Raw genomic sequence first — 26665 nt, 5'->3', positions numbered from 1 at the left:
ATGTAGACGGTACCGGGTGAAGCGTGATTTCCCGCCAACCGCCGGGTCATGTTGGCCGATCCGGCGACCGGATCGGGGCGTCATGTCCGTTCTGTGTGATGTGTGCGTCGAACTGCGTGATCGGGCTCGGCCCGTACCCGTGACCAGCCGTGCGGGTCTCGCGGACGGTGTCGTGAATCGTGCGGACCGTGGTGGGCTCGTCGAGATCGCCGAGCGCCTCCAGCGATGCCAGCCGGCGGGCGGTCACACCGACCCGGGAATCCAGTGCTCCCACAGTGGAGTTGTAGGCATCGACCGCCCTGCGCAGCGACGTTCCGACCCGATCGAGATGGCCGAGTACCGAGTCGAGCCGATGATGCAGCTCGACGCCGAGCTCGTGGATCACCGCCGCGTCACGTGCCATCGCGTCGTGGCGCCAACCGAGTGCGATGGTGCGCAACAACGACACCAGACTCGACGGCGTGGTGAGCACCACATTCTTGGTGATGCCGAACTCGATGAGGGTGGGGTCGGCGCGCACCGCCCACTCGAGCACCGCGTCGGCGGGCAAGAACAGCACGACCATCTCGGGGGTGTCGTCGAAGGCCGACCAATACGACTTCGCCGAGAGCGCGGTGATGTGCGCGCGCACCGCCCGGGCATGGTCGGAGAGCAGGTCGCGCCGCATCTGCGGGTCCTCGCAGTCCGCGGCCTGCAGATACGCTTGCAGGGGCACCTTGGCATCGACGACGATGTCGCGGCCACCGGCCAGGTGCACCACCATGTCGGGGCGGACCGACCCGGCCTCCGAACTCGCCGACACCTGGGTGCTGAAGTCGCAGTGGCGCGTCATCCCGGCGAGTTCGACGACCCGCTCGAGTTGGACCTCACCCCACCGGCCCCGCAGGTGCGGGGTGTGTAGTGCGTTGGTCAGCGCCCGGGTCTGATCGGAGAGCCGCGTCGACATCATCTGCATGCCCCGCACCTGCTCGGACAGGCCGGCGTACGCGCTCGTGCGGTCGCGTTCCACACGCCGTAGTTCGTCGGCCATCTGTCCGACCAGCGTGTGCAGTGGATCGACGATGTGACTGAGCTCGGCGCCGATCGCGTTCGACTGCCGTCGGGCCGCATCCTCGGAGGCCGCGGCGAGCGACCGTCCGACCAGGTCCTGGGAGGACCGCAGCGCCGCGGTCTCGGCGCGTGCGGCAGCGACGGCGCCGGCCGATCGGCTCGTGCACGCGAGCCAACCGATTGCGACGCCGAGCACGATGCCGACGGTGAATGCGAGCACGATGCCGATCATGTCGGTGATCTTGCCCGTGACCACCGACAGAATCGGTTCGCCCCCCGCGATACCGCGGTTCAGCCGGCGTCGGGGAGCGGCGCTTCCTGGTCGGGCGTCTCCCGATGGAGCAGCGATCGCTTGATGTCCAGTCCGTAACGGAATCCGCCAAGGCTGCCGTCGCGTCGCAGCACACGGTGGCACGGCACGAACAGCGCCGCGGCATTGCGCGCGCAGGCCGAGGCTGCGGCCCGGATGGCGGCCGGTTCGCCGGCACGCTCGGCCAATTCGGTGTAGGTCACCGCGGTGCCCGCGGTGACCCCACGCAGAGCGGCCCAAGCCTTTTCGATGAACGGACCCGACCGTTGAACGACCGGTTGGGCCGCGGCCGGACCGAAGTCGTCGGCGTAGTAGGCCTCGACGGCCTCGGTGATCGTGGTCAATTCCGGTGTGCGGCCGAGCTCTGCGGGACCGCGCAGATCGTGTGGCCGCAGGTCGCGGTGCACGAGTGCGACCAGATACTCGGGGGTGTCGGTCCATCCCGATGCCAGGACGACTCCGTCGGTGTCGGCGACGACGGTGAATGCGCCATCCGGCGTCGAGACCGTCGTCCACAGGCCGGAGCCGTCCTTGGGGGTGGAAATGGTTGGGGTGGAGGGTGTTTCGAGGGTGTCGGTCATGGGGTTGCTCCTTGGGTGGTCGTGTCTGCGGTAGTGGTGGGCGGGGTACCGGCGTCTGAGGGGATGAGCCGATGGCGCCACAGGTGCATCGAGGCGTAGGACCGCCACGGTGCCCACGGGGCGGTGTCGTCGAGGTCGATGGCGAGATCGCGGGCGGCGTGGCGAACAACGAGGTCGTGCCGGAGGAGGACGTCGGGGTCACCGGTCACCTGCATCGTGACGTAGTCGGCGGTCCACGGCCCCACTCCGGGTAGGGCGAGCAATTGTGCATGAAGATCGGACGCATCGACCCCCATGTGTGGTTCCACCGAATGTTCGGCAATCGCCTGTGCCGCTCCGACGATCGCCGAGATCCGACGGGCGGGCCCGGTCAGGATCGTGCTGCCGCGTTCGGCGATGGCGGCGGCCGTCGGGAACTGTCGCCACGATCGCGCACCGTCGTAGCCCCCGTCATCGCCGGCCGTCGCCGGCCAGTCCGTCGGCTCTCCGAGGGCGTCGACCAGCCGCGTCACGTGCCGCCGTGCGGCGGCGACGCTGATCTGCTGGCCGATCATGGTGCGGATGAGGGATTCGCCGCCGTCGATGCTTCCGGGTACCCGAACCCCCGGCGCTGCGGCGACGACCGTGCCCAGGGTCGGGTCGGTGGACAGGGCATCGGTTGCAGCCACGATGTCGGCGTCGAGGTCGAACAGCCGTCGCAGTCGATTCACCGCGGCACTCAGGTCCCGGAGGTCCAGATGCTCGAGTCGCACGCGCAGGAATCCGTCACCGGGCGTCGTCTCCGCCAGCGCCGGCCCGTGCGGGAGGGTCAACACGCGCTGATGAATCCACTGCCGATCGGCGTCGGATCGATACCGCTCGACGCCGTCGACCGAGTGCGCGGCGAGATACCACCCGAACCAGGTGGTGTCGAACGGTTCGCGGTATGCCAGGCGCAGCGTGATCGCCGACGATCGCTCGCCTCTACCGGTGGCCGCGGATGCTGCGATCGGGGTGTCGATGTCGCTGCGGGAGTTGGCCCGTCGCAACGAGCGCAGCGCGCGCGGGGTCAGGCCGAACACCTCGCGGATGGTGTCGTTGTACTGACGCACGCTGGTGAACCCCGCCGCGAAGGCGATGTCGGACATCGGTAAATCGGTGCACTGGATGAGGATTCGCGCGCTGGTCGCGCGATGCGCCCGGGCCAGCGCGAGCGGGCCGGCACCGAGTTCGGTGGTCAGCACGCGTGTCAGATGCCGTGTCGAGTACCCGAGTTGGCCGGCGAGACCACCGACCCCCTCGCGTTCGATGACCCCGTCGGCGATGAGCCGCATCGCCCGCGAGGAGAGATCCTTGTTGAGATTCCAACGCGGGGAACCCGGAACCGCGTCCGGCAGGCAGCGTCGGCAGGCGCGGAATCCGCCCGCTTGCGCGCCGGCCGCGGTCGCGACGAAGGCGACGTTCTCGGGTCGCGGGGTCTGCGCCGGGCACGACGGCCGGCAATAGATTCCGGTGGTGCGCACGGTGGCGAAGAATTGGCCGTCGAAGCGCGCGTCCCGTGCCTGCAGCGCGCGGTAACACCCCTCGAAATCGAGCCCCGTCGACGCCGGGACCGGGTCGGCGCCTGCCGTCGTCGAGGACGGGGGTCGCGCGTCGGTGGAAGCGGTCATGGCTCCACCCTCTCACCGACCGGCGGGCTTTTCTGGCGGGAATCGGCCATCGCTACACCTGCCGACGACGCGCCGTCGGCCAGGTTGGGCAATTGAGTGACGTAGCTAACACTTCATGCCACGATGTGTGCATGAGCACGCAGTTCGACGGTCCTCGACAGCGAGGTCAGGAGCCGGAGACCCCGCTTGCAGAGTTACCCGACTGGGGACTCGACATCATGCGCGGGCTGTACGGACCGGACACCATCGATGCCGAATGCGCCCGTCAGCGCAGGACACGGACACATCTCGCGGGCGCCGACTCGATCGAGACCGACGATCCGGTGCGTCCGCTGTCACCTCTGGAGGCGGAGTTGGTCGCGGCCGATGCGCTCGGTGCGCTGGTGCTGCGCTTCCTGCGTCGTCGCTGACCCGATTCGCTCGGGGTCACTGATCCGTGGCCTCGAGACGTGCGAGCGCTCGCCGCGCCGCCCTCGCTCGGGGGTCTCGTCGCAGTGGTGTGTGAGGATCGTGGCGTGACCGATTCTGACGATTCGTCGCCGCGGCCCGTCCCCGCTGCGGACGGCCCGGTAGATGGGGGCATCGCCGCCCCCGCTGCCCCCTCGCGAATGCAGGTGTTCTTGAGTGGCCTGCGGTCGACCTCGATTGTCGGGTTGCAGTTCATCCTGGTGGTCGCCGCCCTGTGGGTGGTGATGTGGGTGGTCGGCCAGGTCTGGGTGATCCTGCTGCCGGTGCTTCTGGCGATCATCGTGTGCACGCTGCTGTGGCCGCCGGTGCGGTGGCTACGGGGACACGGCGTTCCGCCGGCCGGGGCTTCTCTGCTGATGATGCTCGTCGCGGTGGGCCTGCTCGGCGGGGTGATCGGGCTGATCGTGCCCTCGATCGTCGATCAATCCCCGGAACTCGCCGACCGCACCGTCAGCGGTGTCCACAAACTCCAGGACTGGGTGCAGGGTCCGCCGCTGAATCTCGGCGACGACCAGATCGACGGTCTGGTGTCGGCGATCACCCAACGTGTGCAGTCCAGTGCGAGCACCATCGCGGCCGGGGTCTTCAACGGGATCGGCACCGCGACATCGGTGCTGATCACTTTGTTCACGACGCTCATCCTGGTGTTCTTCTTCCTCAAGGACGGCCCGCGCTTTGTTCCGTGGCTGCAGCGCACGATCGGGCATCCGGCGGGTGCGCACCTCGGCGAGGTGCTGTCACGGATGTGGAACTCGTTGGGCGGCTTCATCCGGACGCAGGCGATCGTCAGCTTCGTCGACGCCTCGCTCATCGGTGCCGGACTGTTCATCCTGCAGGTCCCCCTCGCGGGGGTGTTGGTGGTGATCACCTTCCTCGGTGGCTTCATCCCGATCGTCGGTGCCTTCGTCGCGGGCGCGCTCGCGGTGCTCATCGCGCTGGTGTCCAACGGACTCACCACGGCGCTGATCGTCCTCGGCATCATCCTCGCCGTACAGCAGCTCGAGGGAAACGTGTTGCAGCCGTGGCTGCAGTCCAAGTCGATGGACCTGCATGCGGCGATCGTGTTGCTCGCGGTCACCCTCGGCGGCTCCCTGTTCGGGATCATCGGCGCATTCCTCGCGGTGCCTGCCGCGGCGACCATCGCCGTCATCCTGCGGTACCTCAACGAGCAGATCGCGATCCGGGTGGGGGAGAAGCCGCCGCCCCTCGACGAGGCATCCGACGACGGCGGGCCGGGTGTGGGAGCCAACGAGGGCTCGGAGGACGCAGAGGACACCGGCGGGGCGGTGCCGGGCACCGCCTGAGTCCGTCACCGGCCTCGGTGTGCCGAGAGCTGCCCGATAGACTGGGCGCCCGTGAGTCTCACCCTCGGTATCGTCGGACTGCCCAACGTCGGCAAGTCCACCCTGTTCAACGCGTTGACCCGCAACGATGTGCTCGCCGCGAACTACCCGTTCGCCACCATCGAGCCCAACATCGGGGTCGTCGAGCTCCCGGACGCACGGCTCGACCGTCTCGCCGAGATCTTCGGCAGTGAGCGCATCCTGCCTGCGACCGTGTCGTTCGTCGACATCGCCGGGATCGTCAAGGGCGCGTCGGAGGGTGAGGGCATGGGCAACCAGTTCCTGGCCAACATCCGCGAGGCCGACGCGATCTGCCAGGTGGTGCGCGTGTTCGCCGACGACGACGTCGTGCACGTCGACGGTCGGGTCGACCCGCTCGCCGACATCGGGGTCATCGAGACCGAGCTGATCCTCGCCGACCTCCAGACCTTGGAGAAGGCGATTCCGCGGCTGGAGAAGGAAGCCCGCAAGAACAAGGACACCGCCGAGGTGCTCGCCGCCGCGCAGAAGGCGCAGGAGATCCTGAACACCGGCACAACACTGTTCGCGCAGAATGATTCGTTCGATCTGTCGTCGGTGCGCGAACTGCATCTGATGACCGCCAAGCCGTTCCTCTACGTCTTCAACGCCGACGAGTCGGTGCTGACCGACGACGCGCGCAAGGCGCAGCTGAAAGCCGCTGTGGCGCCGGCGGATGCGGTGTTCCTCGACGCCAAGGTGGAAAGCGAACTCCTCGAACTCGACGAGTCCGATGCGCAGGAACTCCTCGATTCCATCGGGCAGGACGAGCCCGGCCTGCGGTCGTTGGCGCGTGCCGGATTCCACACCCTGGGCCTGCAGACCTACCTCACCGCCGGCCCGAAAGAGTCGCGCGCGTGGACGATTCACAAGGGCGACACCGCGCCCCAGGCCGCCGGCGTGATCCACACCGACTTCCAGAAGGGCTTCATCAAAGCCGAGATCGTCTCCTTCGACGACCTCGACGCCGCCGGCTCGATGGCCGCGGCCAAAGCCGCGGGCAAGGTGCGCATGGAGGGCAAGGATTACGTGATGGCCGACGGGGATGTGGTGGAGTTCCGGTTCAACGTTTAGCGCTGGACATGGTGCGTCCTGGTTCGTCCCGCGATCAAGTCCATCGGCGACATGAACTCGCCGATCGGCCGAAGTGAATCGCTTCGTCCATCGGAATCCTCTGTCCATGTAGGGCATCAGCTCCGATGATTCGGCGAGTCCCACGCCGGAGAGCCTGATGGTGGGCACAATGACTGATCGTGAACAGTGCAGGCGCAGTGCGCATTCGTCGGCCGGCCATGAAGTTGCCCCGGCGACCGGAATGGGTCGAGCGGTCCCCGCGGTCCCACTGGTACACCGTCGCCGGAATCAGCTTTGGCGCGTTCATGATTCAGCTGGACTCGAGCATCGTCACACTGGCACTGCCGTCATTGCAGCGGTCCTTCGACGCGTCGCTCGCGTCGGCACAGTGGGTGTCGGTGGCCTACGTGCTGACGGTGGTGGCGCTGGTCGCGCCATGCGCGCGACTCGGTGACGGCTGGGGACGCAAGAACCTGTATCTCTACGGGTATGCGATGTTCACGGTCGGTTCGATTCTCTGCAGCATCGCGCCGGACCTCGCCTCGTTGATCGCGTTTCGGGTGCTGCAGGGCACCGGTGGAGCCGCGATTGCCGGCAACGCCATCGCAATGGTCACCGACAACATTCCCAAGGAAAGATTGCGCGACGGGCTCGCCGTCCAAGCCGCCGTGCAGTCTCTGGGCCTGGCGCTCGGGCCGATGAGCGGTGGCTTCCTGGTCGACGCTTTCGGATGGAGGTCGATCTTCTGGGTGAACGTGCCGATCGGTGTCGTCGCGGTGGTCTCGGCGCTCGTGCTCCTGCCCGACGCGACACAACGGCGTTCGATGCCCCGATTCGACTGGCCCGGAACCACTCTGCTCGCGCTGGCCGCCATCGGGCTGCTGGTCGGTCTGTCCGGGCTCTCCGGCTTGCCGCTGGGGCTGGTCGGGTCACTCATCCTGCTCGTGAGTCCCGCACTTATTCTCCCGGTGTTCTGGCGGAAAGAAAAGCGTGCGGGCGCACCGCTGATCGATCCGCCGACGCTGCGCACCCCACAGATCGCGATCGGCGCGCTGGGCGCCATGGTGAGTTATCTCTTGCTGATCGCGCCGACCGTGCTCATCCCGCAACTTCTCGTCCCACTGGGCTGGTCGGTGTCGGCGACCGGCGTGATCCTGTTCGCGATGCCCGCCGGATTCCTCACGGCGACCGTTGCCTCCACCGCGTGGCTGCACTCCTGGGCCGGAAACTCCATGCGCACCGGTGTGGGATGTGTGGCGATTCTCGGAGCGATTGTGGCGCTCGCGTCCCGGCCGACCGAGATTGCGTGGATTGTCCCTGCATTGGCGGTCCTCGGCATCGGCCTCGGGGTGTACGTACCTGCCAACAACGCCTCGGTGATGGCCGCGGCCACCGCTCGCGGAACCGGTACCGCCGGATCGTTGATCGCACTGTTCCGCAATGTCGGAGTGGCCACCGGCGTTGCCGTTGTCACGTTGACCCTGCACGTTGCCGGACACGACAGCAGACGCGACGCATCCGATCCGGCCGGCGCGGCACACAATGCACTGGTGGGGGCGGCGCACTGGGCCTGGCTGGTGCTGCTCGGCTTCGCTGCTCTCGCAGCACTGGCTGCCCTCGCGGCGGCCGTCGCTGTAGGCCGTACCGCCTCCGCGGCGAGTACCTGACGGCCACGCGGGGGCGCGCCGCTCGGGTGAGCGGCAGGTCATCGATGCAGGCGCCAGGGCCTCACGTCGCACTGACCATGCGAATTCTCCCCGGTCGCGATGACGGTTCCGTCGTCGAGAAGTCCGAGCGTGTGCGCCGATCCGGCCGCGACGGCAGTAACGTCACGCCACTCTGCGACCTCGCACTGTCGGTGGTGATTGTCGCCGACCGCCCGCACGGTTCCGTCAGCGAGGAGCGCCACTGTGTGGTGGCTGCCCGCCGACACCGCGACGACGGTGCGCCATCGGCTGACGTCGCATTGGCCCGCGGTGTTGTCGCCGGTGGCCAGTGCGGTGCCGTCGACGCGCAAGCCGACGGTGTGTAGATAGCCGGCGCCGATGCCGATCAGGTCGTGCCAGCCGCCGACCGCACCCTGCCCGCGCCGATTGCTGCCGGTGGATAGTGCTGTGCCGTCGGCCAATACGGCGACCGAATGCCAGTCTCCGCACGCGATCGAGACGGCGTCTTTCCACGCGGCCACATCACACTGACCCTCCGCGGTGCGACCGGTCGCGACCACGGTGCCATCCGAGCGGAGGCCGAGAGTGGTTCTCCATCCGGCTGCCACGGCGACGATCCCACGCCATCGGCCGATGTCGGTCTGTCCGTCACCGTTCCACCCTGCGGCGAGAACCGTTCCGTCGCTGCGCAACCCGACGCTGTGGGATCGGCCGGTATTGCGCGCGGCATGCACGTTGCCGGCGGCCACGGCGTAGATACCCGACCACGACGAGACGTCACATTCCCCGGCGCGACCGTCGCCGGTCGCCACTGCCGTCCCGTCCTCCCGGCATACGACCGAGTGTCGTCGGCCTGCGGCCAGCGTGTTCATGTGCGGGATCAGCCCAGTGACCCTGCGGCCGAGCGTAATTCGCTGAGCGCTTCGAGTACGAACGGCACGAGCGGCGCGCCGTCGTCCTTCTCGCCCTCGGTCCATTTCGCGTATCCCTGTTTGAAGGCGAGCACACCGAGTTCGGCGGCGACCCGCGCGGTCGCATCCGCCACGCCGCGGGTGATGAGGGCGTCGGTCATCGCGGCGGCGAGCCCGACGCTCTTGAGGGCGTCGCGCTCCTGGAGTTCGGTGCTGGCAGCGATCGCCGCGCTGAGTCTCGGTCCGAGTTCCCGGTTCATCGGCCCCATCTCGCCGGCGGCACGCTCGAGACCTGCGCTGACCATACCGAGTGGTGTCGCGTCGGCGGGTGCCTCGGCGATTCCCTCCGCCATCAGACGGCTGAGCGTTTCCTGGCCGGCCACCAGCACCTCGCGCTTGTCCGAGAAGTGCCGGAAGAAGGTGCTGCGGGTGACGCCGGCACGGTCGGCGATCTGCGCGACTGTCGTCGCGTCGTAGCCGTGTTCGTTGAACAGGTCCACCGCGGCGAGGACGAGGCGCTCGCGTGCGCCGGGTTCCCATCGAGCCATGTGGTCATCATAGTGATGCGACATGTGTCCCGTCGTCGCGCTACAGTGATGAGATAACAGTCGCATCACTCGTCAGGGGAGATCCATGCACGTCTTCGTCACCGGCGGTACCGGCACCATCGGCTCCGCCGTCGTCTCAGAGTTGCTCGACAACGACCACACCGTGCTTGCCCTCGCTCGCTCCGACCGGTCCGCGCAGGTACTCGCCGACGCCGGTGCGCAGGTCCTGCGCGGCGGGTTGTCCGATCTCGACGTGCTGCGCTCCGGCGTCGCGCAGTCCGAGGGCGTGATCAGCCTCGCCTTCGATCGCGGCGACCACGGAGCCGACGCGCTGGCCGCGGCGATCGCTCAGGAAACCGCCGCGTTGTCGGCGATCGGGGAGGAACTCATCGGCACCGACCGTCCGATCGTCACCGTGTCGGGCACGCCGTGGATTCCGGGGCGCGCGTCCACCGAGGCCGATCCGTTGCCCACCGACGGTCCCGTCGGCGGCCGGGCCCGATCGGTGCTGGCGCTACTCGATCTCGCGTCGAAAGGCGTGCGCCCCAGTGCGATTCGTCTGCCTCGGACGGTTCACAACCATGGTGAGGGTGGGTTCGCCGGCCTACTGACCCAACAGGCACGACGCAGCGGCGTGGCCGGCTACCCGGGCGACGGCACGCAGCGCTGGCCGGCCGTGCACGCCCGCGACGCCGCGACACTGTTCCGCCTCGCGCTGGAATCGGCGCCGGCCGGGACAGCGTGGCACGCGGTCGCCGACGAGGGCGACACCGTCGCCGACATCATTTCGGTCATCGGCAGGCGGCTGCGACTGCCGGTGCAGCAGATCCCCACCGAGAGCTTCGGTGCGTTCGGTCCGATCTTCGCGGTGGATCAACCCTCGACGAGCACGCACACCCGCGAGGCACTCGGTTGGACGCCGACGCATCCGAGCCTGCTCGAGGATCTGGAGAACATCGAACCGTGAGACCTAGGATTGGCGTCCGAGTTCGGTGTCGTCACCGGGCGTTCCCGTCAGAAAGGGCCAACCGATGACGACCGACGTCGAAGGGCCCGAGCGCGACTTCGGTGACGTCCACCGGATCGGTGTCGAGCGGGCCGGTGAGATTCTCACCCTGCAACGGGCCGCGTATGTCACCGAGGCGAAGCTGCACAACGATCTCCGGCTGCCCCCGCTGGATCAGACCGTCGACGAGATCGTCGACGAATTACGGAGCCCGGAGGTGATCGCCCTGGGAATCACCTCCGGAGCACGTCTGGTCGCCGTAGTACGACTCACGGTGCACGGTGACACCGCTGAACTCGGTCGTCTCACGGTCGCGCCCGACCTGCAGGGGAGGGGTTTGGGCAGTCGTCTGCTCGACGCGGTCGACACATGGTTACCCAGTGCTGTCACCAGACTCGAGCTGTTCACCGGTGAGCACAGTCTCGCGAACATTCGCCTGTATCACCGTTTCGGTTTTCGAGAGTTCCGTCGCCGGAATGTCGGGACCTACGACCTGGTCTTCCTTGCGAGAAACGTCATCTCAGGCGAAACCGGGGGATAACGATGTGGTACCCGTGTGAGCCGAGGTGTTTGTTGAATTGTCGCCCATCACCGATACTGCTTCGGTGACGAAGCGGACGATATGCGTGGTGATATCGGCGGTCCTGGCTGTCGCGGGGTTGCTGTTCGCCGTTCCCGGGACGGCCGGAGCCGCACCACAATCCGGGTGGCGATACACGATGGTGGCATTCAGCAACGCCAGCGATCGTGACATGGACGTCTACCAGTCCGGCGACGGCACTCATTTCGACGTCCTCCAGAAGGCGGCGTATCGTCCGCCGTCCGGGTTGGTGCGCGATCCACGGATCTTCCGCAACACCGACGGGTCGTACTACCTCACCTACACCACGGCCGCCGGCGCGAGTATCGGGTTCGCGCGCAGCACCGACCTCACCCACTGGACGTTCATGCAGAACCTGGCAGTCCCGTTCTGCTGCTTCCTTCTTCCCGGTACCGGCGATGGCAAGGGGTCGTTGGGCGCGCTGGGTTCGTCGGGTTCCGCCGGGTCGAGCGACCTGCCCTCACTGTCGCCGTTCACCACCAAGGCGTGGGCGCCGGACTGGTTTGTCGAGAACGGTCGCGTCAACATCATCCTGTCGATGTCGACCGGCGGAGGCTTCATCCCGTATCTGATGACGGCGACGGACTCCTCGCTGCGGAATTGGGGGCCGCCGGTACCGCTCGTGGGTATCGGCGCCGACCACATCGATACCACCATCGTGAAGGTGGGCTCGACCTACCACGCATTCACCAAGAACGAGACCAAGAAGGTCATCGAGCACGCCGTTGCCCCCATCCTGGCGGGGCCCTACACCTTTGTCGCACCGGGCAATTGGGGCACCTTCGTGGAAGGGCCGTCGGTCATCCAACTGCCCGGCGGGGCGTGGCGGATGTACTTCGACGCCTACACCAGGGGCAAATACCTCTACTCCGACAGTGGCGACGGCCTGCGAACGTGGACGGCGCCCAAGGAACTGCCGGGGCTGTCCGGAACGGTGCGACACGCGGGAGTGATCCGCGAGCCGGCGTGACACGGCGAACTCACCACGTCGCCGACCGCAGTACCGCGAGCAGCGCTGCCTCGGCGCGCGTCGCCGGCCGCCGCCGGGTGATCACCACGACCTCGGTGAGTCCCGGGTCGGGCAGGCCGTCGAGTTCGACGACGTCGGCGGGCAGGAGCCGACGCGCATGCACCATCACACCGAGCCCGGCCAGTACCGCGGCGCGCAACCCCTGCTGATTGTTGGAGACGCAGGTGATGCGGTGATCGAGCCCCGCGTCGGCGAGTGCGGCGAGCGCCGCGGTGCGCGAGATGCTCGGTTCGGGAAAGGTCACGAGTGGAATCGGCTCACCGGGCCGCAGGACGGTGTCCGGTGCGCCCGCCCAGACCAGAGGTTCGGTGAAGATCAACTGTCCGTGCCGTTGGCCTGGATTGCGTTTGGCCAAAACCAGATCCAGTGAACCCGCACGTAGGCTCGTGTGGAGGTCCTCGCTGAGTCCGATGGTCAGCTCGATATCGACGCGCGGGTGGTCGGTCCGGAAGCGGCGCAGGATGTCCGGCGTCCCCGTGGTTACGAGGTCCTCCGACACCCCGAAGCGGATGCGTCCGGTGATGCCGTCGTCGGTGAAATAGCTCAGCGCGCGATCGCACTCGTCGAGGATGGAGCGGGCGAAGCCGGCCATCACCGAACCGTCCGCGGTCAGCTCGACCGAGTGCGTGTCGCGTCGCAACAGCGTTCTGCCGACCTGTTTCTCCAGGCGGGCGATGTGGCCGGACACAGTGGATTGCCCGACGTCGAGCTGGCGTGCCGCGGCTGAGAACCCGCCGGTGTGGACGACGGTGAGGAAGGTGCGCAGCGCGGTGGGATCGAGCACACGTCTCAGACTAGTTATCGATAAACTCGATCACAATAATCGTGGTCAACGTGTTTCCGAATGGCTCCGGCAGGCGTTGACTTATGTCTCATGCGACTGCTCAGGAAGCTCCCCATCGACGGATTTGTGCTCTCGATCCTCGCGACGGTGGCGCTCGCATCGGTGTTTCCGGTCGCGGGCGCGGCGGCGACGATTCTCGACGGAATAGTGAAAGCGGCTATCGCGCTTCTGTTCTTCCTCTACGGCACGCGGCTCTCGCCCGCCGAGGCGATGGCCGGGGCACGCCACTGGCGACTGCATCTGACGGTTCTGGCGGTCACCTTCGTCGTGTTCCCCCTGATCGGCCTCGCGCTGCGGGTGCTGACCCCACACGTGCTGAGCAGTGCCCTCTACACCGGTGTGCTGTTCGCCTGTCTCGTGCCGTCCACGGTGCAGTCGTCGATCGCGTTCACCTCGGTTGCCCGCGGAAACGTCCCGGCGGCCATCGTGTCGGCGTCGTTGTCGAACCTTCTCGGAGTCGTGCTGACCCCATTGCTCGTCGTCGCCCTCATGACCACCACCGGCGGAGTCCACGTGAGTGCGGAATCGTTCGGCGAGATCATCCTTCAGTTGCTGCTTCCGTTCATTGCCGGCCAACTGTGCCGGCCGCTGATCGCCAGACCGCTCGGACGACACCCCGTGCTGACCAAGACCGTCGACCGCGGCTCGGTGCTGCTGGTCGTGTACTCCGCGTTCAGCGCCGGTATGGCCGAGCACATCTGGTCGTCGGTCAGCATGGGGTCGATCGCCATGGTGATGGCGGTGTGCGCAGGCGTCCTCGGAGTGGTGTTGGTCTTGTCTCGATGGGCTGCAAAGGCTTTGGGCTTCGGTCGCGACGACGCCATCGTCATCCAGTTCTGTGGATCGAAGAAGAGTCTGGCCGCCGGTCTGCCCATGGCCGCAGTACTCTTCGCCGGTGCGCCGGTTGGCCTGATCATCCTGCCGCTGATGATCTTTCATCAGATCCAATTGTTGGTGTGCTCGATGCTCGCCGCCCACCACGGCCGTGTGGCATCTGAGCACGCATGTGCCCCGAGCGATGACGCGAGTCTGGATTTCGCGGTCCGTTCTCCGTAGGGTGTGCGCCACGGAGGTTTCGCCACGAGGGGGTCGGCGCATGGGACAGTTGATGTACACCACCAGCATGTCCCTCGACGGCTACGTCGCCGACGCCGATGGCGATTTCGGTTGGGGTGCTCCGGATGCGGAGATCTTCGACATGCATGTTGATCGGATGGCGGAGACCTCCGCAGAGGTGTTGGGCCGCAAGACCTATGACCTGATGCGGTATTGGGAGAGCCCTCCGGAGGACGGGAGCTGGACGGCTGCGGAACATGAGTTCGCCCGCCGATGGCAGACGATCGAGAAAGTGGTCGTATCGACGACGATGAGTCCCGACGATCTGTCGTCCGATCGCTCGCGGTTGGTACGAGAGCTCGATACCGCAGAACTTCGGCAGCTCACCGAGAGGGCTCCTGGCTCGGTCGAGATCTTCGGGCCGACCACCGCGGCTGCTGCGATCCGCGCCGGAATGGTCTCCGGTTTCCGGCTGTTCGTCGTTCCCGTGATCGTCGGAGGGGGACTCCGTGCCCTGCCCGCCGACGCTGAGCTCGACCTTCGGCTCATCGAGCAGCGGACCTTCGCCAACGGCACCGTCTATCTGCATTACGCCCCGAAGTGAGGGTGCGCTGGGCATCGCCTCCTGCCGCTGATTCTTCTTATCGAATTGCTCGCTTTCTCCCGGATGTTCGGCCCTTCCCGCCGATGGTCGAGCGCTCCCATCACCCGACACTCGCCCCTTCCCCCCGACGGTCCAGCGCGTCCACCTTCCGACGCTCGACTGTTCCCCCCGATGGTCGAGCGCTTCCACCGCCGATGCTCGACCGTTCCCCCCCGATGGTCGAGCGCTTCCACCTTCCGACGCTCGTTCTGTCCCCCCGATGGTCGAGGTGCGAGCCGCGTGCGGCGAGCCTCGAGACCGCTTGTGCCGGTGCTGGTTCGGTTCGGCGGGTGATGCGGATACCTGTCGGCGAGCGGGGTCTCGAGGCCTCGTAGCTGGCGCTCCTCGGCACCTCGACCATCGGAACGGATCTCCCGATGCTCGACCGTTCCTTCCCCCGGTGGTCGAGGTGCGAGCCGCGTGCGGCGAGCCTCGAGACCCGGCGAGATGACAAGCATCGCAACCACATCCACTACCCACTCGACGTGATAGAGCGCCCGGTCGACGAAATTCCACGCCCAGTCGATGAGTAGAAAAAGTTGTCCACAGATTTCTCGAGCCGCGCGATCGCCGGACCGGTTTTGTCGGTACCCCTTCGTACACTTGTGCCCATAGGTTGTATCACCGATCGCGGGAGGGGAGGTTGTTCGGGTGTCGAGTGTGTTGACGTTCACCGATCCGGATGCCGATGCTGCCGCGATCGCATCGATGTCGCGGGATGAGCTCACCGAGACCGGCCCGGACCTGCTCCGCCAGTCCCGCAAGTACGAGGCCCGGACGGTGCTGGCTGCTGCCGCGTTGGCGGAGAGGGTGTTTCGCGACCATCTGGCCGGTCGGCCTGAGACCGGCGTGTGGGGGTCGGTGGTCGAGCATGCCGAGAGACTCGGCCGGGCCGAGGTGTCGTTGCAATTCAAGGTCTCCCTTAGCAAAGCCGGGAGTTGGATAGCGTTGGCGGATCTGTTTGAGAAGTTCCCGCTGATCCGTGCCGCCTATCTGAACGGGGAGTTGTCGACGAATCGGGTGTCGATCATGGCGCGCGCCGCGCAGCGTGGCGGGGACACCGACACCGACACCGACACCGATAGCTTCGATACCGGTGACGAGTCCGGTGACAACGAGGAGATGTCGTTCGAAGAGATCGTCCTGGACTACGGGTCCCGCGCCACCACCGATCCGGTGCTCTCGCAACAGCTTGACGCCGCGTTGATTTCGATGAACCCCGACAGTGTCATCGAGGACCGCGACACCATCACCGACCTGGTGGGAAACGTCACCATCACCCCCGATGTCGCTGGACACTCCGCTCTGGATGCGGTGGTGCCCGCGCACTACGGGGTGTTCCTCACAACCCAGATCGATGCCCTGGTCGGTGAACGCACCTGCCGTAAGGACCCGCGTCGCGTCGGGTCGCTGCGGGTGATCGCACTTGGGGAGATCACCGGCGTGCCCGGAGCGCACCTCGACTGCGCATGCGGACAAGAGAATTGCGCGAAAGGCGGTGCTGCCCGCGACGAGTCGGCGGAAACACCCGCCGACGCTGCGGATGCACAAGCGTGGGACGAATTGCTACCGGAACCTGCCGATGAGCACGACCCAGTTGAGTTGGTGGAGCCCGTCGTCGAACCCGGGATCCCCGACACGAGTGAACCTTCCACCCCGGATGAGGTGCCGGTGGCGTTCGGGCGTGCCCTGGTGGTGCCGAGCGCGCCCGTGTTGACGGTGGTCACTGACCCCGACGGTGTGTTGGTGCCCCGGTTGCAGGGGTACGGGCCGATCGACCGTGACTACGCCACCACCCTCGCCGAGATAGCGAAAACCATCCACTACCCCGAATCCGCCCGTACGGCTAGGCCACTCATCCCGCAGATCGCCGACCGACCCCAAGCACCGCCCGCCGATCCGACCGGACACGGTGGCCACACCGTGCCACCTCCTGGGGCATTGACCTATGAACCCAGCGCCGCCTTGCGCGCTGAGGTGCTCGCCAATGATGCGTGGTGCCGATACCCCTACTGTGGCATGCCGTCGCACCTGTGCGACCTCGATCATTGGCGACCGTTCAACCATGCCGACCCCGAGGTCGGAGGGTGGACGGTGCTCGGTGACCTGATCCCACTGTGTCGGGCTGATCACCAGCGCAAGCACCTTGGGGAGTGGGTGCCGACGCTCCTTTTGGACCGGCGGGTGGAGTGGCGGAGTCGGCGGACGGGGCAGGTGATTGTCACATTCCCGCGGTGACGATCTCTATGTCTGTGGGGTGGAACCAGCTGTGTCTCAACGGGTCTCGAGGCTCGGCGCACGCGCCTCGCACCTCGACCATCGGGGGAAGGGCGCCTCGACCATCGGGGGGACGCCTCGACCACCGGGGGGAAGGGTTCTCGATCGTCGGGGGGAAGGGTCCTCGACCAGCGGGGCGAAGGGGCGACTGCAAGCCGTAGGTCGTCGCCGAACGACGACCAACGATCGCCCGACGTGGGTACCGTCGGGGTATGGCCGACGACTGGCGCGCCGATCGTGTGCGATCTGCGATCGAAGGACGCAACCCCACCGTGCTTGCTGAACTCGATGCAGCGTTCGCGGTCATCGGCGACGTACAGTTCCTGCCTGGATACTCGCTGGCGTTGACGAAGTCTCCTGGGGTCGAACGACTTTCCTCTCTGCCGCGATCCGAGCGTCTTCGATTCCTGGCGGACGTGGATCTGATCGCCACCGCCGTCGAGTCCGTGTGCGCGGCAAACGATCCGGGGTTTCGGCGGATGAACATCGAAATCCTCGGCAACACCCACCCGATCCTGCACGCACACATCTGGCCGCGCTACACCTGGGAGTCGGCGGATCGGGTGGGGATGCCGGTGTGGCGCTATCCGCAGGAGCGTTGGCATGAACCCGCCAGCGCCCTGTCGGCTGCGCACGATGAGCTGAAATCCGCCCTCAGTGCCGAGATCAACCGGCTGCATCACCTCGAGGGGAATCGCAGCGGTCGATCGATCGACGGGCGATGATCAGCCGGGCGGCCGTCCCGCCGCGATCTGCACGAGCGCCCGGACACTGACGTCGCGGGCGCGGCGGCGGGATTCGGCGAGCGGATTGTCGGAGGGCACGAGTAGACGTAAACCCTTGTGGTGGCTGCGGAATCGCAGCGGCGTGGTGAGTTCGAGGGCTTCTCCGTCGACGCCCGCATAGGCGGTACCGCCAGCCGAGGAGACCTCGAAGGTCGGGGTGGTGAACTCGTGCCAGTGCGGACTGGTCTTGCGCAGGCCGACGGCCGACAGGGCGACCAGTGTGGCCGCTTCGGCGCCGGTCCGCGGCGACACGGCGACGACGCCGAGGAGGCCGGTATCCATCCGTCGTCGTTCACCGGCGTCGAGAAGCGCGCCGGAGTACGGGTTGTTGGATACCAGGATGAGGAACGCGCCGTCGACCGCAGTGCCGTTGGCCGCGGTGAATTGCAGGTCGAAGGGTTCTGCGGTGTTGCCGAGGAGTTCGGGCAGCAGCGCCGCGGTGGTTTGAGCCTTGTCGTCGCGGTAGGAGTCCTGCTGCACGATTGTCGCGTACACCCCGAGCGAGACGTTGTTGACGAACAGACGTCCGTTGACGGTGGCGTAATCGACTCGGCGGATCACACCGTCGGAGAAGGCCTGGACGTTGCGTCGTGGGTCGGACCGGTCGAGCCCGAGATCCAGGGCGAAATGGTTGCGGGTGCCCGCGCTGACGCAGACGAACGGCAGGTCGTGTTCGATCGCGATGGCGGCGACGAGCGCTTGCGAACCGTCCCCGCCGGCCATCCCCAGACAGTCCGCACCACGCGCCACCGCGTCACGTGCGAGTTGTTCGAGATCGTCGTCGGGCCCCAGGACGACGATCTCGACACCGATCCGGTGTGCTGTCTCGACGAGTTCGAACCGATCGACCTTGCCGCCACCGGATTTCGGGTTGCAGATCAGAACCGGATGTCGGGGCCGCCACGGCGCGTGCATCAGATCCAACTCGTGCAGATGCGGCGTCAAGGCGTGACGGGCCGAGGCGACGGCGATCACCCCGAGCGCGACGGCGACGATCAGGTGCACGACGAAAGCGCCGGAATCGACGACGGCCAGCACCAGCGCACTGACGAGCGCCGCGACCCCGAGTACCCCGACGGCGATACCGACGCCACGTCGTACCCCGCGTTCGGTGATCGCCCACCACGCGCCGAGCGCGGCGACGGCCAGACCCGCCACGCCGAGCACGAAGTGCAGACCGCTGTTGACCAGGAACACCAGAATCGCCACGAGGAGTCCGGCCGCGGCCAGCAACGCGACGACGGCACTGATCCGTCGCTGGCTCGTCACCTCGAGTCGGGGTCGGTGGTGATCAGAGCGCAGATCTCGGCGTAGCGCAGCAGAAAGCGCTTCTCGTCGAGACGTTTGCGGCGCATCCACGAGGTGACCTCGGTATTGCACTTACCCGCGTTGCACGACCGGCAACTCGGCACCACGTTACCGGCGGTGTACCGGCCGCCCCGGGAAATGGCGAGAACGCAATCCTTCTGTAGCGCAACGCCATCAGCCTCGCAGTAGGCGCATCCACCCCACAGTGAGATCAACTGCTCCCATTGCTCGGGGGTGAGGTCATGGGTGACCGCGTTCATTCGGCGCCGACGACGTTTCGCGTAGCGGCGGGCACGGGTGCGGTTGGCGGGCACGACGATCAGGGTAGGCCATCACCCGGTCTCATGCGCTGAGGCCGGCCGGCACGATCCCGCTCGGTGTGTACTTCTCGCGCCGGATGTTGCGCGCGGGCATGCGCCGGCGTTTGCAGGCCTTCACCCCGGCGTCGACCATCGCCGGCGGCCCACACAGGTAGGCGACGTACCCGCGCAGCGATGCGAAGTCGTCGAGCACCGCGTCACCCACGTAGCCGGTACGCCCGTCCCACGCCGACCGACTCAGACACGGGACGTAGGTGAGCCCGCGGTGGCGCTCGGCCAGCTCTTGCCAGAACTGCTGATGGTAGAGGTCGGACTCGTGGCGGACCCCGTGGTACAGATGGATCTCGCGGTTGGGATCGTCGGTGAGAGCCTGCACCGCAATCGATGTCAGTGGTGCCAGACCGGTGCCGCCCGCGAGCAACAGCATCGGTGCCTCGGGCTCGTCGGCCTCGGGCGCGTAGGCGAAGTCACCCCACGGACCGCGCATCTCGAGTTCGTGGCCGACATCGAGACCGCCGAAGATCCACCCGTCGGTCGCCATACCGCCGGGCACCCGGCGGATCTGGAACTCCAGCCTGCTCGCCGACGCCGGGGGATTGGCCATCGAGTACTGACGCCACTCGCCGGTGCCCGGAACCACGATCTCCATGTACTGGCCGGCCGAGAAGTCCAGTGGCTCATCGATATCCACGAGCACGGTCACCGTGTCGTGAGCCACGGTCTCGATGCCGTGGACGGTCCCGACCACATCGCGGAGTCGGTGCCGAGGGCCGGTCTGCTCACCGGCGTCCACCTCGATCGTGGTGTCCGAGCGCGGACGCGACTGACACGCCAGGACGAATCCACGCGCCTGATCGTCGGCGCCGAGCACCGTCTCCGGGATCTCGGGGGCGTCGACGGTGCCCGAACACAAGCGCACCTTGCACGTTCCGCACGTCCCCTGATTACAGGAATTGGGCAGATACACGCCGTTGCGCAGGAAGGCGTCGAGCAGCGGCTGGTCTTCTGCGCAGATCACGCTCGCCGACGCGGCGCCCACGACGTCGATGCGATGGGCCTGCGAGCCGGTCGTATCGGAAGCAGCCATCGCCCTCACGCCTCCCACGTGACGTGCAGCGAGGTCGGTCCGCGGAACCCCCAACCCCAGAACTCGACGTCGGAATCGGTGTCGCGCTCCAGATTCGGAATCGATTCGAAGAGTTCCTCCAGCCCTATCCGGCACACCTGATTGGCGAAATAGATCCCCGCGCACGCGTGATTTCCGGCCCCGAAAGCCAAGTGCGGCAACGGTGGACGGGTGATGTCGTACTCCGAGGGCGCGGTGTACACAGCCGTGTCGTGGTTGGCCGAGCCGTAGGACATGAGCACGACGGTGCCCGCGGGCAGCGCCACCCCGGCGACCTCGACGTCGGCGGTGCTGATGCGCGCGGTGGCCGACCAGATCGGCGAGGTCCAGCGCATCCCCTCGGAGATGGCCCGGGGGATCAGTCCGGGTTCGTCGACGACCTGCTCCATCTGATCCAGTCGGGTGAACAATCCGACCAGCGTGGAAGCCATCGCGTGACCGGGCTCCTGCATGGCGCCGAGCAGGTAGACGAACAGGGTCGGGTAGATGTAGTCGCGGTCGCGGGTCTGCCCGTCGGGCATGCCGTCGTGCAGCCAGTGGGAGATGGCGCTGTCGTCGGGGTGGGTGATCCAGCGGTCGATCATCGGGTCGACGATCGCGCGGATCTCGGCCTTGGCCTCATCACCCTCGTCGAAACCTTCGGGATTGGTGAACTCGCCGTTCTCGTCGACGCCGGCATTGGTGAATGACCGGGACAGCTTGTGGAACCACTCGCGCAGTGTGTCCGAGCCGACCTCGCGCAGTCCGAGGAGGTCGCCGAGCGCCCGCACACTGACCGGTTCGCAGTATTGCGCGACGAGTTCGGCGTGGCCGTCGTCCTCGAACGTCTCGAGGAACCGGCGTGCGATCGGCCGGACCAGATCATCGATCCACCGATCGACCTCTTGCGGCTGCAGCGCCGGGTCGACCATCGACCGCAGGTCGTCGTGGATGTCCCCGTTAACGCCAATGACCGCGGGGTGCCCGAAGGTCCGCCCGCCGGCCTTGGTGATGATCGCCTCGAAGTGCTCGCTGGTGGCGATCTCCCGGCAGATGTCGGTCGTGGTGGCGACGTACGAGCCGAGGACGGGGATGTAGGCCAACGGGCGCTCGGCACGTAGCCGCTCGTACACCGGGTACGGGTTGCGCTCGAGCTCGGTCATGGTGATCTCGTCGATCCAGCTCGGTGCCGGAGTGGGGTCGGACGGGGTGGGTGTCTCGGTGATCGTCATGGCGTACTCCTCTGGTCGGTGGCAGGCGATCGGGACTGCTCTGGCCGGAGACGGTAGGGCCGATCGGGACCGGTCTCGACACCGATTGCGCGGGGGAGGCACCGAATGCGCGATGGAGTTGTGATCGATATCGCATCAGCCGGTCGATGTGAGGTAGACAAGACCTCAGGCCGGCGCAGCCCGCCGGCCTGGCCGACGAAAGAACCGCCACCCGAATGTTCACCGAACACACGTCCACCGAACACACGTCCACCGGACACTCGTCAACCGGGCACGGGGCACCGGACGGGGAGACCCGGGACTGGGACGCCGCGCACCGTGCCGTCGCCGATGCGTACTTCCCGCACGAACTCACCGACCTCGACGGCACCGGAGGCGTCGCGCTGTCACTGCGGACCGTCGAACTCGGCGGCGTGACGATCGGTCGACTGACTTGGGGTACCGACGTCGCGATCACCTGCGCCTATCCGGGGGCCTACGAGGTCAACATCCCGATGTCAGGACGGCTGCACTCCCGACACGAAACGCGTGAGGTGGTCTCGACCCCCGGACGAGCGACGGTCTTCGCCGCCGACCGGGAGTCGCAGATCACGCGGTGGACCGCTGATTGCGACGTGATCGGCGTCAAGTTCGATGCCGATCACCTCGAACGCGAAGCCGACCGCATCCACGTCGGTGCCGTGCGCCGACGCCTCGTCCTGCCCGATCAGATCGACGTCGCGACCGACGCCGGGCGATCGTGGCTCGACCTGGTCACGGCGTTGTCCGCGCAACATCGCGAACCCGTCGACCTGCTCGCCAATCCATTGGTGGGCCCGCAATTGGCGGGCGCGGTGACCGCGGCATTCCTGCTCACGGTCGCGCCCGATCCCGTCGACGCGGCACATCCACTGCGACCGCGCACCGTCAAAAGGGTCCTCGACGCCCTGCACGCCGACCCGGCGCGACCGTGGACACTGGCCGAGATGGCAGCGCTCGCACAGACCAGCGTGCGTCGTCTGCAGGAGGCCTTCGCCGAATACGTCGGTGCGACGCCCACGGTGGCTCTTCGTGATATCCGATTGGCATACGCGCACAACGACATCAAGCGCGGAGCGGGCACGATCTCCGACATTGCGGCGCGCTGGGGTTTCAGCAGCGCGAGCCGCTTCGCCGCGGCCTATCGGCGGCGGTACGGTGCTCGGCCGTCGGAAGTGCTGCGCAGGTGATCGCGCTCCGACAGCAACGGGGCAACGATCAGCGAGCCCCCGATGTGTAAACACAGTGACCTGTGTCGTACATTGAAGCAGATCATATATTTGATACAGACAGAGGTGCACACCGATGGACATGACCTGGTCGGATGACGACATCGCCTTTCGCGACGAGGTGCGTGAGTTCCTCGACGCCGAACTGACCCCGGAGCTGCGCGCCGCCGGCCGACTGCGCACCAGCGTGTACACCGACCACGAGGCGTCGATGGAGTGGCAGGCGATCCTGCACAAGCGTGGATGGGCCGCGCCGGCGTGGCCGGTCGAGCACGGCGGCTGCGACTGGTCGCTGACCCAGCACTACATCTTCAGCCGCGAATCGGTGCTGGCCGGTGCGCCCGCGCTGTCGCCCATGGGGATCCGCATGGTCGCCCACGCGATCATCGCCTTCGGTACCCCCGAGCAGAAAGCGTTCTACCTGCCCGGCATCCTCACCGGCGACGTCTTCTTCTGTCAGGGCTACTCCGAACCGGAATCCGGCAGTGATCTCGCCTCGCTGTCGATGTCAGCGGTCTCCGACGGGGACGATCTCGTGTGCACCGGCAGCAAGATCTGGACAACCCATGCCGCCGAGGCCAATTGGATGTTCTGCCTGGTCCGTACCTCACGCACCGGCAAGAAGCAGGAGGGCATCACCTTCCTGCTGATCGACATGAACTCCCCGGGCATCGAGGTGCAGCCGCTGGTGATGGCCTCGGGTGAGCAGGTGCAGGCGCAGGTGTTCTTCGACGAGGTACGGGTGCCGAAGAAGAACGTGCTCGGCGCGATCGACGACGGCTGGACGGTCGCGAAGTATCTGCTGGTGTTCGAGCGCGGCGGCGGCGCGGCCGCGCCGGGATTGCAGGTGATGGTGGAAAACCTCACCGATCATGCGTCGACGGTCACCGGGCCGTCGGGGGTGCCGCTGGCCGACGAGCCGGCGTTCGCCGCCAAGCTCGCCGATCTGCGCACGCGCGCAAAGGTTCTCGAGGTTCTCGAATATCGCGCGCTCGCGGAGATGAGCGCCGGACGCAACCCGGGCGCGATCTCGTCGATGCTCAAGATCCTCTCGACCGAGCTGAGCCAGCAGATCACCACCCTCGGCGTGGAGGCGGCGGGCCCCCGCGGACGGGCGTATCAGCCGCACGCCGCCGCGCCGGGCGGACCGATCGCCGACTTCGTGCCGCCGGCCGACGGATACGTCAGCGGGCAGGCGTGGCAGGCGGTGGCGCCGCTGCTCTACCTCAACGACCGTGCCGGCTCGATCTACGCGGGCAGCAACGAGATCCAGCGCAACATCCTCGCCAAGGCCGCCCTGGGCCTGCCCCAGTACTGACCGGAAAGGTATCTCCCACCATGGATTTCGATCTCACCGCCGAACAGCAACTGCTCTCCGACGGGCTCACCCGCTTTCTCGATTCCCGCTACGACCTCACCGAGAGCCGCAAGGTCGCCAAGGTCGGCGACGGATGGCAACCACAGATCTGGCGCGCCTTTGCCGACGAACTCGGCGTCATCGGTGCCTGCCTGCCCTCGACGGTCGGCGGTGACGACGGCGGCCCCGAAGAGCTGATGGTCGTCACCGAGGCGCTCGGCCGCGCCCTCGTCGTCGAACCGTTCGTCGACACGGTGGTCCTCGGCGCCGGTCTGCTCGCGCGTACCGGACACGACGGCGCACTCGAGGTCGCGCGGTCGGTGACCGCGGGCGAGACCCTCGTGGCCACCGCCGCGCTCGAGGACACCTCGGGCGGACGGCTGCACCACGTGACCACCCGCGCCGAGGAATCCGACGGCGGCTGGGTTCTCCACGGCGCCAAGGCCGTTGTCACCACCGCCCCGATCGCCGATCAGCTGATCCTCACCGCGCGGATCTCCGGCGACGACGACGACCGCGACGGCATCGGCCTGTTCCTGATCCCGCTCGGCGACGCCACGCCGGCCGGGCTGACCCAGCACGAGTTCCGTACCGTCGACGACCGCCGTGCCGCCGACCTCACCCTCGACGGCGTGCAGGTGGGTGGCGACGCGTTGATCGCCCGAGGTGCCGACGGGCTCGCGCTACTCGAACGCGCATGGGACACCGCCACCGCCGCGGTGGTCTCCGAAGCGGTCGGGCTGATGCGCAAGGTACTCGCCGACACCATCGCCTACACCACCCAGCGTCAGCAGTTCGGGCGTCCGCTCGCCGGCTTCCAGGCATTGGCGCACCGCATGGTCGACATGTACATCGAACTCGAACAGGCGGTTGCCGCACAGTATCTGGCGATCCTGTCGCTCGACGCCGAACCCGCCGAGCGGGCTGCGGCGGTGTCTGCGGCCAAGGCCACGATCAGCCGGGCAGCACGATTCATCGGCCAGAACTCGGTGCAATTGCACGGCGGGATGGGCATGACCGAGGAACTCGCGATCGGACACTACTTCCGGCGACTGACCGTCATCGAATACGAATTCGGTTCAGCCGACGCTCATCTGGCGAGGGTCGAGAAACTCGCCCGGGCCTGAGCGAACTCCGCCTCGATCTCGGCCCGACCCAGCACCGGGTCGGTGCCGGGCACATGTGTCGGCTCGGTGTGGGCGGCGCTCGTCCCACCGGCCACCCGGCGGCGGGCCGCGGTGAACTCCGGAAGCTCGCCGATGCCGGCATGCGCGGCGTTGAGCAGTGACCACACGGCGCTACGCCGGGCGCGGCGGTCGACGGGATGAGGCGGGGAATACATGACGAGTTGTCCGGCCCACCGGGGCAGGGTGTCGCGGATTGCCCAGTCGACCGCAGCCGCAGCGGGATTGGGCACATTGGTGCCGGTCGCCATCGCCGCCCCATAGGTCACCGCCAGACGCGGCAGATACGACCGCAGGCATTCGAGGGTCTCGGCCTTGGTGGTCGGGAGGTCGGTGCCCCCGAGCGCATGACCGACCCGGACGAACTCGCCGTAATAGCGATCGAGGTCGGCACCGCGCAGCGGCCGCGGATGATAGATCTCGTGTGCCGTCGCCAGTCCCCACACCACAGTGGCGTAATTCCAGCGCAACCACTCGGGATCGTCGGCGTCGTAGGTGGCACCGTCGGGACGAGTGCCCTTGATCGTGTGGTGCATGGCGCGGACCGTGCGCGCCAGTCGTTCGGCGGTCTCGGTGCTGCCGTAGGCGGTACCGATGAAGAAGGCAACCGAGTGTCCCAAGCGAATGGATGCGCCCTCGGGATCGATCCGGGGCAGTGCGGCCGGATCGTCGGAGCGTTGCACCAGCCGGGAGTGGTGCATGCCCATCCAGTAGATGCTCGGGTCGAGGCGCTCCAGATACGAGGCGCACTGCAGCCCGAAGACGAGGGCGGGCGTGTGCGAGTGGACATACCAGGTGGCGCTGTCCGGACCGAACCATCCCGGATCACCGGCGGGGTTCTCGAACTCCATGCCGCGGAAGAACTTTGCGCGGATGTTCGCGTCGAAGAAACCGGTCAGCCAGTCGCCGACCCACTGGTGCGGCAGGGCGAACGGCAGAGTCGGCAGTGGCAGGGATCCCAGGCCGCTGCGGGGCAGCTTGATCGCGGACGGAGTCTTCATCGTCTCTCCCTGCGCTCGTGGTGGTGCGCGACCGGACCGATTCTGGCCAC

Annotated in this window: 25 protein-coding genes; 14 read left to right on the top strand and 11 right to left on the bottom strand. The window is 67.1% G+C overall.

The window, feature by feature from the left end:
- Positions 1 to 46 precede the first annotated feature (46 nt).
- The 3 genes from J6U32_RS20610 to J6U32_RS20600 are packed head-to-tail and all read right to left on the bottom strand — an operon-like array spanning position 47 to position 3590.
- Positions 47 to 1282 carry a DNA recombination protein RmuC gene (locus J6U32_RS20610; protein WP_244333017.1) on the bottom strand — a complete coding sequence of 412 codons (1236 nt, stop codon included), beginning with the start codon at positions 1280 to 1282 and terminating at the stop codon, positions 47 to 49.
- A gap of 59 nt (positions 1283 to 1341) precedes the next feature.
- Positions 1342 to 1941, bottom strand: a complete 600-nt coding sequence (locus J6U32_RS20605) for a methylated-DNA--[protein]-cysteine S-methyltransferase (protein WP_208791932.1) — start codon at positions 1939 to 1941, stop codon at positions 1342 to 1344.
- On the bottom strand, positions 1938 to 3590 hold the full coding sequence (locus J6U32_RS20600; protein ID WP_208791931.1) for a DNA-3-methyladenine glycosylase 2 family protein: 1653 nt from the start codon (positions 3588 to 3590) through the stop codon (positions 1938 to 1940). Before J6U32_RS20600 ends, J6U32_RS20605 begins: the two co-directional genes overlap by 4 nt.
- Before the next feature lie 131 nt (positions 3591 to 3721).
- Between J6U32_RS20600 and J6U32_RS20595 the strand changes: the two genes are divergently transcribed.
- The 4 genes from J6U32_RS20595 (at position 3722) to J6U32_RS20580 (ending at position 8160) form a co-directional block, all read left to right on the top strand.
- On the top strand, positions 3722 to 4000 hold the full coding sequence (locus tag J6U32_RS20595) for a hypothetical protein (protein WP_014360687.1): 279 nt from the start codon (positions 3722 to 3724) through the stop codon (positions 3998 to 4000).
- Positions 4001 to 4084: 84 nt separating this feature from the next.
- Positions 4085 to 5362: an AI-2E family transporter gene (locus J6U32_RS20590; protein ID WP_208796246.1), complete on the top strand. Its 1278-nt coding sequence runs from the start codon at positions 4085 to 4087 to the stop codon at positions 5360 to 5362.
- 51 nt (positions 5363 to 5413) lie between these two features.
- Positions 5414 to 6493, top strand: coding sequence for a redox-regulated ATPase YchF (gene ychF, locus J6U32_RS20585; protein ID WP_208791930.1), 1080 nt, complete (start codon positions 5414 to 5416; stop codon positions 6491 to 6493).
- A 179-nt stretch (positions 6494 to 6672) separates the two neighbouring features.
- Positions 6673 to 8160: an MFS transporter gene (locus tag J6U32_RS20580; RefSeq protein ID WP_208791929.1), complete on the top strand. Its 1488-nt coding sequence runs from the start codon at positions 6673 to 6675 to the stop codon at positions 8158 to 8160.
- 38 nt (positions 8161 to 8198) lie between these two features.
- On the opposite strand, the gene J6U32_RS20575 is transcribed toward J6U32_RS20580, so the two are convergent.
- Both J6U32_RS20575 and J6U32_RS20570 read right to left on the bottom strand, forming a co-directional pair.
- Positions 8199 to 8972 (bottom strand): RCC1 domain-containing protein, encoded by a 774-nt coding sequence (locus J6U32_RS20575; RefSeq protein WP_244332217.1) that lies wholly within the window; start codon positions 8970 to 8972, stop codon positions 8199 to 8201.
- Between the two features lie 68 nt (positions 8973 to 9040).
- Positions 9041 to 9619, bottom strand: a complete 579-nt coding sequence (locus J6U32_RS20570) for a TetR/AcrR family transcriptional regulator (RefSeq protein ID WP_035726852.1) — start codon at positions 9617 to 9619, stop codon at positions 9041 to 9043.
- Between the two features lie 85 nt (positions 9620 to 9704).
- On the opposite strand from J6U32_RS20570, the gene J6U32_RS20565 reads away from it, so the two are divergent.
- The 3 genes from J6U32_RS20565 (at position 9705) to J6U32_RS20555 (ending at position 12196) form a co-directional block, all read left to right on the top strand.
- Positions 9705 to 10586: an SDR family oxidoreductase gene (locus J6U32_RS20565; protein ID WP_208791927.1), complete on the top strand. Its 882-nt coding sequence runs from the start codon at positions 9705 to 9707 to the stop codon at positions 10584 to 10586.
- 64 nt (positions 10587 to 10650) lie between these two features.
- Positions 10651 to 11166, top strand: coding sequence for a GNAT family N-acetyltransferase (locus J6U32_RS20560; protein ID WP_208791926.1), 516 nt, complete (start codon positions 10651 to 10653; stop codon positions 11164 to 11166).
- A gap of 85 nt (positions 11167 to 11251) precedes the next feature.
- The gene (locus J6U32_RS20555) at positions 11252 to 12196 is read left to right on the top strand and encodes a glycoside hydrolase family 43 protein (protein ID WP_208796245.1); all 945 of its coding nucleotides are present in this window, start codon (positions 11252 to 11254) and stop codon (positions 12194 to 12196) included.
- Between the two features lie 10 nt (positions 12197 to 12206).
- Here J6U32_RS20555 and J6U32_RS20550 read toward each other — a convergent pair whose 3' ends face one another.
- Positions 12207 to 13040, bottom strand: coding sequence for a LysR family transcriptional regulator (locus J6U32_RS20550; protein WP_208791925.1), 834 nt, complete (start codon positions 13038 to 13040; stop codon positions 12207 to 12209).
- A gap of 90 nt (positions 13041 to 13130) precedes the next feature.
- Here J6U32_RS20550 and J6U32_RS20545 point away from each other — a divergent pair, with 90 nt between their 5' ends.
- From J6U32_RS20545 to J6U32_RS20530, 4 genes are all read left to right on the top strand, one after another.
- A complete protein-coding gene (locus J6U32_RS20545) occupies positions 13131 to 14156 on the top strand; it encodes a bile acid:sodium symporter family protein (RefSeq protein ID WP_208791924.1) in 1026 nt (341 codons plus the stop codon).
- Between the two features lie 40 nt (positions 14157 to 14196).
- Complete coding sequence (locus tag J6U32_RS20540) at positions 14197 to 14760, top strand: dihydrofolate reductase family protein (RefSeq protein WP_208791923.1); 564 nt, start codon at positions 14197 to 14199, stop codon at positions 14758 to 14760.
- Positions 14761 to 15450: 690 nt separating this feature from the next.
- Positions 15451 to 17037, top strand: coding sequence for an HNH endonuclease signature motif containing protein (locus J6U32_RS20535; RefSeq protein WP_208791922.1), 1587 nt, complete (start codon positions 15451 to 15453; stop codon positions 17035 to 17037).
- A 251-nt stretch (positions 17038 to 17288) separates the two neighbouring features.
- Positions 17289 to 17801, top strand: coding sequence for an HIT family protein (locus J6U32_RS20530; protein WP_208791921.1), 513 nt, complete (start codon positions 17289 to 17291; stop codon positions 17799 to 17801).
- On the opposite strand, the gene J6U32_RS20525 is transcribed toward J6U32_RS20530, so the two are convergent.
- Genes J6U32_RS20525 through J6U32_RS20510 form a run of 4 tightly spaced genes read right to left on the bottom strand, consistent with a single transcriptional unit; the run spans position 17802 to position 21826 of the window.
- Positions 17802 to 19130 carry a diacylglycerol/lipid kinase family protein gene (locus J6U32_RS20525; RefSeq protein WP_208791920.1) on the bottom strand — a complete coding sequence of 443 codons (1329 nt, stop codon included), beginning with the start codon at positions 19128 to 19130 and terminating at the stop codon, positions 17802 to 17804.
- Positions 19127 to 19483 carry an HNH endonuclease gene (locus tag J6U32_RS20520; protein WP_208791919.1) on the bottom strand — a complete coding sequence of 119 codons (357 nt, stop codon included), beginning with the start codon at positions 19481 to 19483 and terminating at the stop codon, positions 19127 to 19129. The genes J6U32_RS20525 and J6U32_RS20520 overlap by 4 nt, the downstream gene beginning before the upstream one ends.
- Before the next feature lie 28 nt (positions 19484 to 19511).
- Positions 19512 to 20576, bottom strand: coding sequence for a 2Fe-2S iron-sulfur cluster-binding protein (locus J6U32_RS20515; protein WP_208791918.1), 1065 nt, complete (start codon positions 20574 to 20576; stop codon positions 19512 to 19514).
- Between the two features lie 5 nt (positions 20577 to 20581).
- Positions 20582 to 21826, bottom strand: coding sequence for a cytochrome P450 (locus J6U32_RS20510; protein WP_208791917.1), 1245 nt, complete (start codon positions 21824 to 21826; stop codon positions 20582 to 20584).
- Positions 21827 to 22041: 215 nt separating this feature from the next.
- Here J6U32_RS20510 and J6U32_RS20505 point away from each other — a divergent pair, with 215 nt between their 5' ends.
- The 3 genes from J6U32_RS20505 to J6U32_RS20495 all read left to right on the top strand — a co-directional run bounded on the left by J6U32_RS20505 (position 22042) and on the right by J6U32_RS20495 (position 25557).
- Positions 22042 to 23034 (top strand): AraC family transcriptional regulator, encoded by a 993-nt coding sequence (locus J6U32_RS20505; protein WP_208791916.1) that lies wholly within the window; start codon positions 22042 to 22044, stop codon positions 23032 to 23034.
- 115 nt (positions 23035 to 23149) lie between these two features.
- Entirely contained in the window at positions 23150 to 24391 is a 1242-nt protein-coding gene (locus J6U32_RS20500) for an acyl-CoA dehydrogenase family protein (protein ID WP_208791915.1), read from the top strand.
- Between the two features lie 20 nt (positions 24392 to 24411).
- A complete protein-coding gene (locus J6U32_RS20495; protein ID WP_208791914.1) occupies positions 24412 to 25557 on the top strand; it encodes an acyl-CoA dehydrogenase family protein in 1146 nt (381 codons plus the stop codon).
- Here J6U32_RS20495 and J6U32_RS20490 read toward each other — a convergent pair.
- On the bottom strand, positions 25521 to 26615 hold the full coding sequence (locus J6U32_RS20490) for an oxygenase MpaB family protein (protein WP_208791913.1): 1095 nt from the start codon (positions 26613 to 26615) through the stop codon (positions 25521 to 25523). The genes J6U32_RS20495 and J6U32_RS20490 overlap by 37 nt on opposite strands.
- Positions 26616 to 26665 lie beyond the last annotated feature (50 nt).

The sequence above is a fragment of the Gordonia polyisoprenivorans genome, from assembly GCF_017654315.1.
GTDB classification, from domain to species: domain Bacteria; phylum Actinomycetota; class Actinomycetes; order Mycobacteriales; family Mycobacteriaceae; genus Gordonia; species Gordonia polyisoprenivorans_A.
This window is presented reverse-complemented; position numbering and strand designations above follow the sequence as displayed.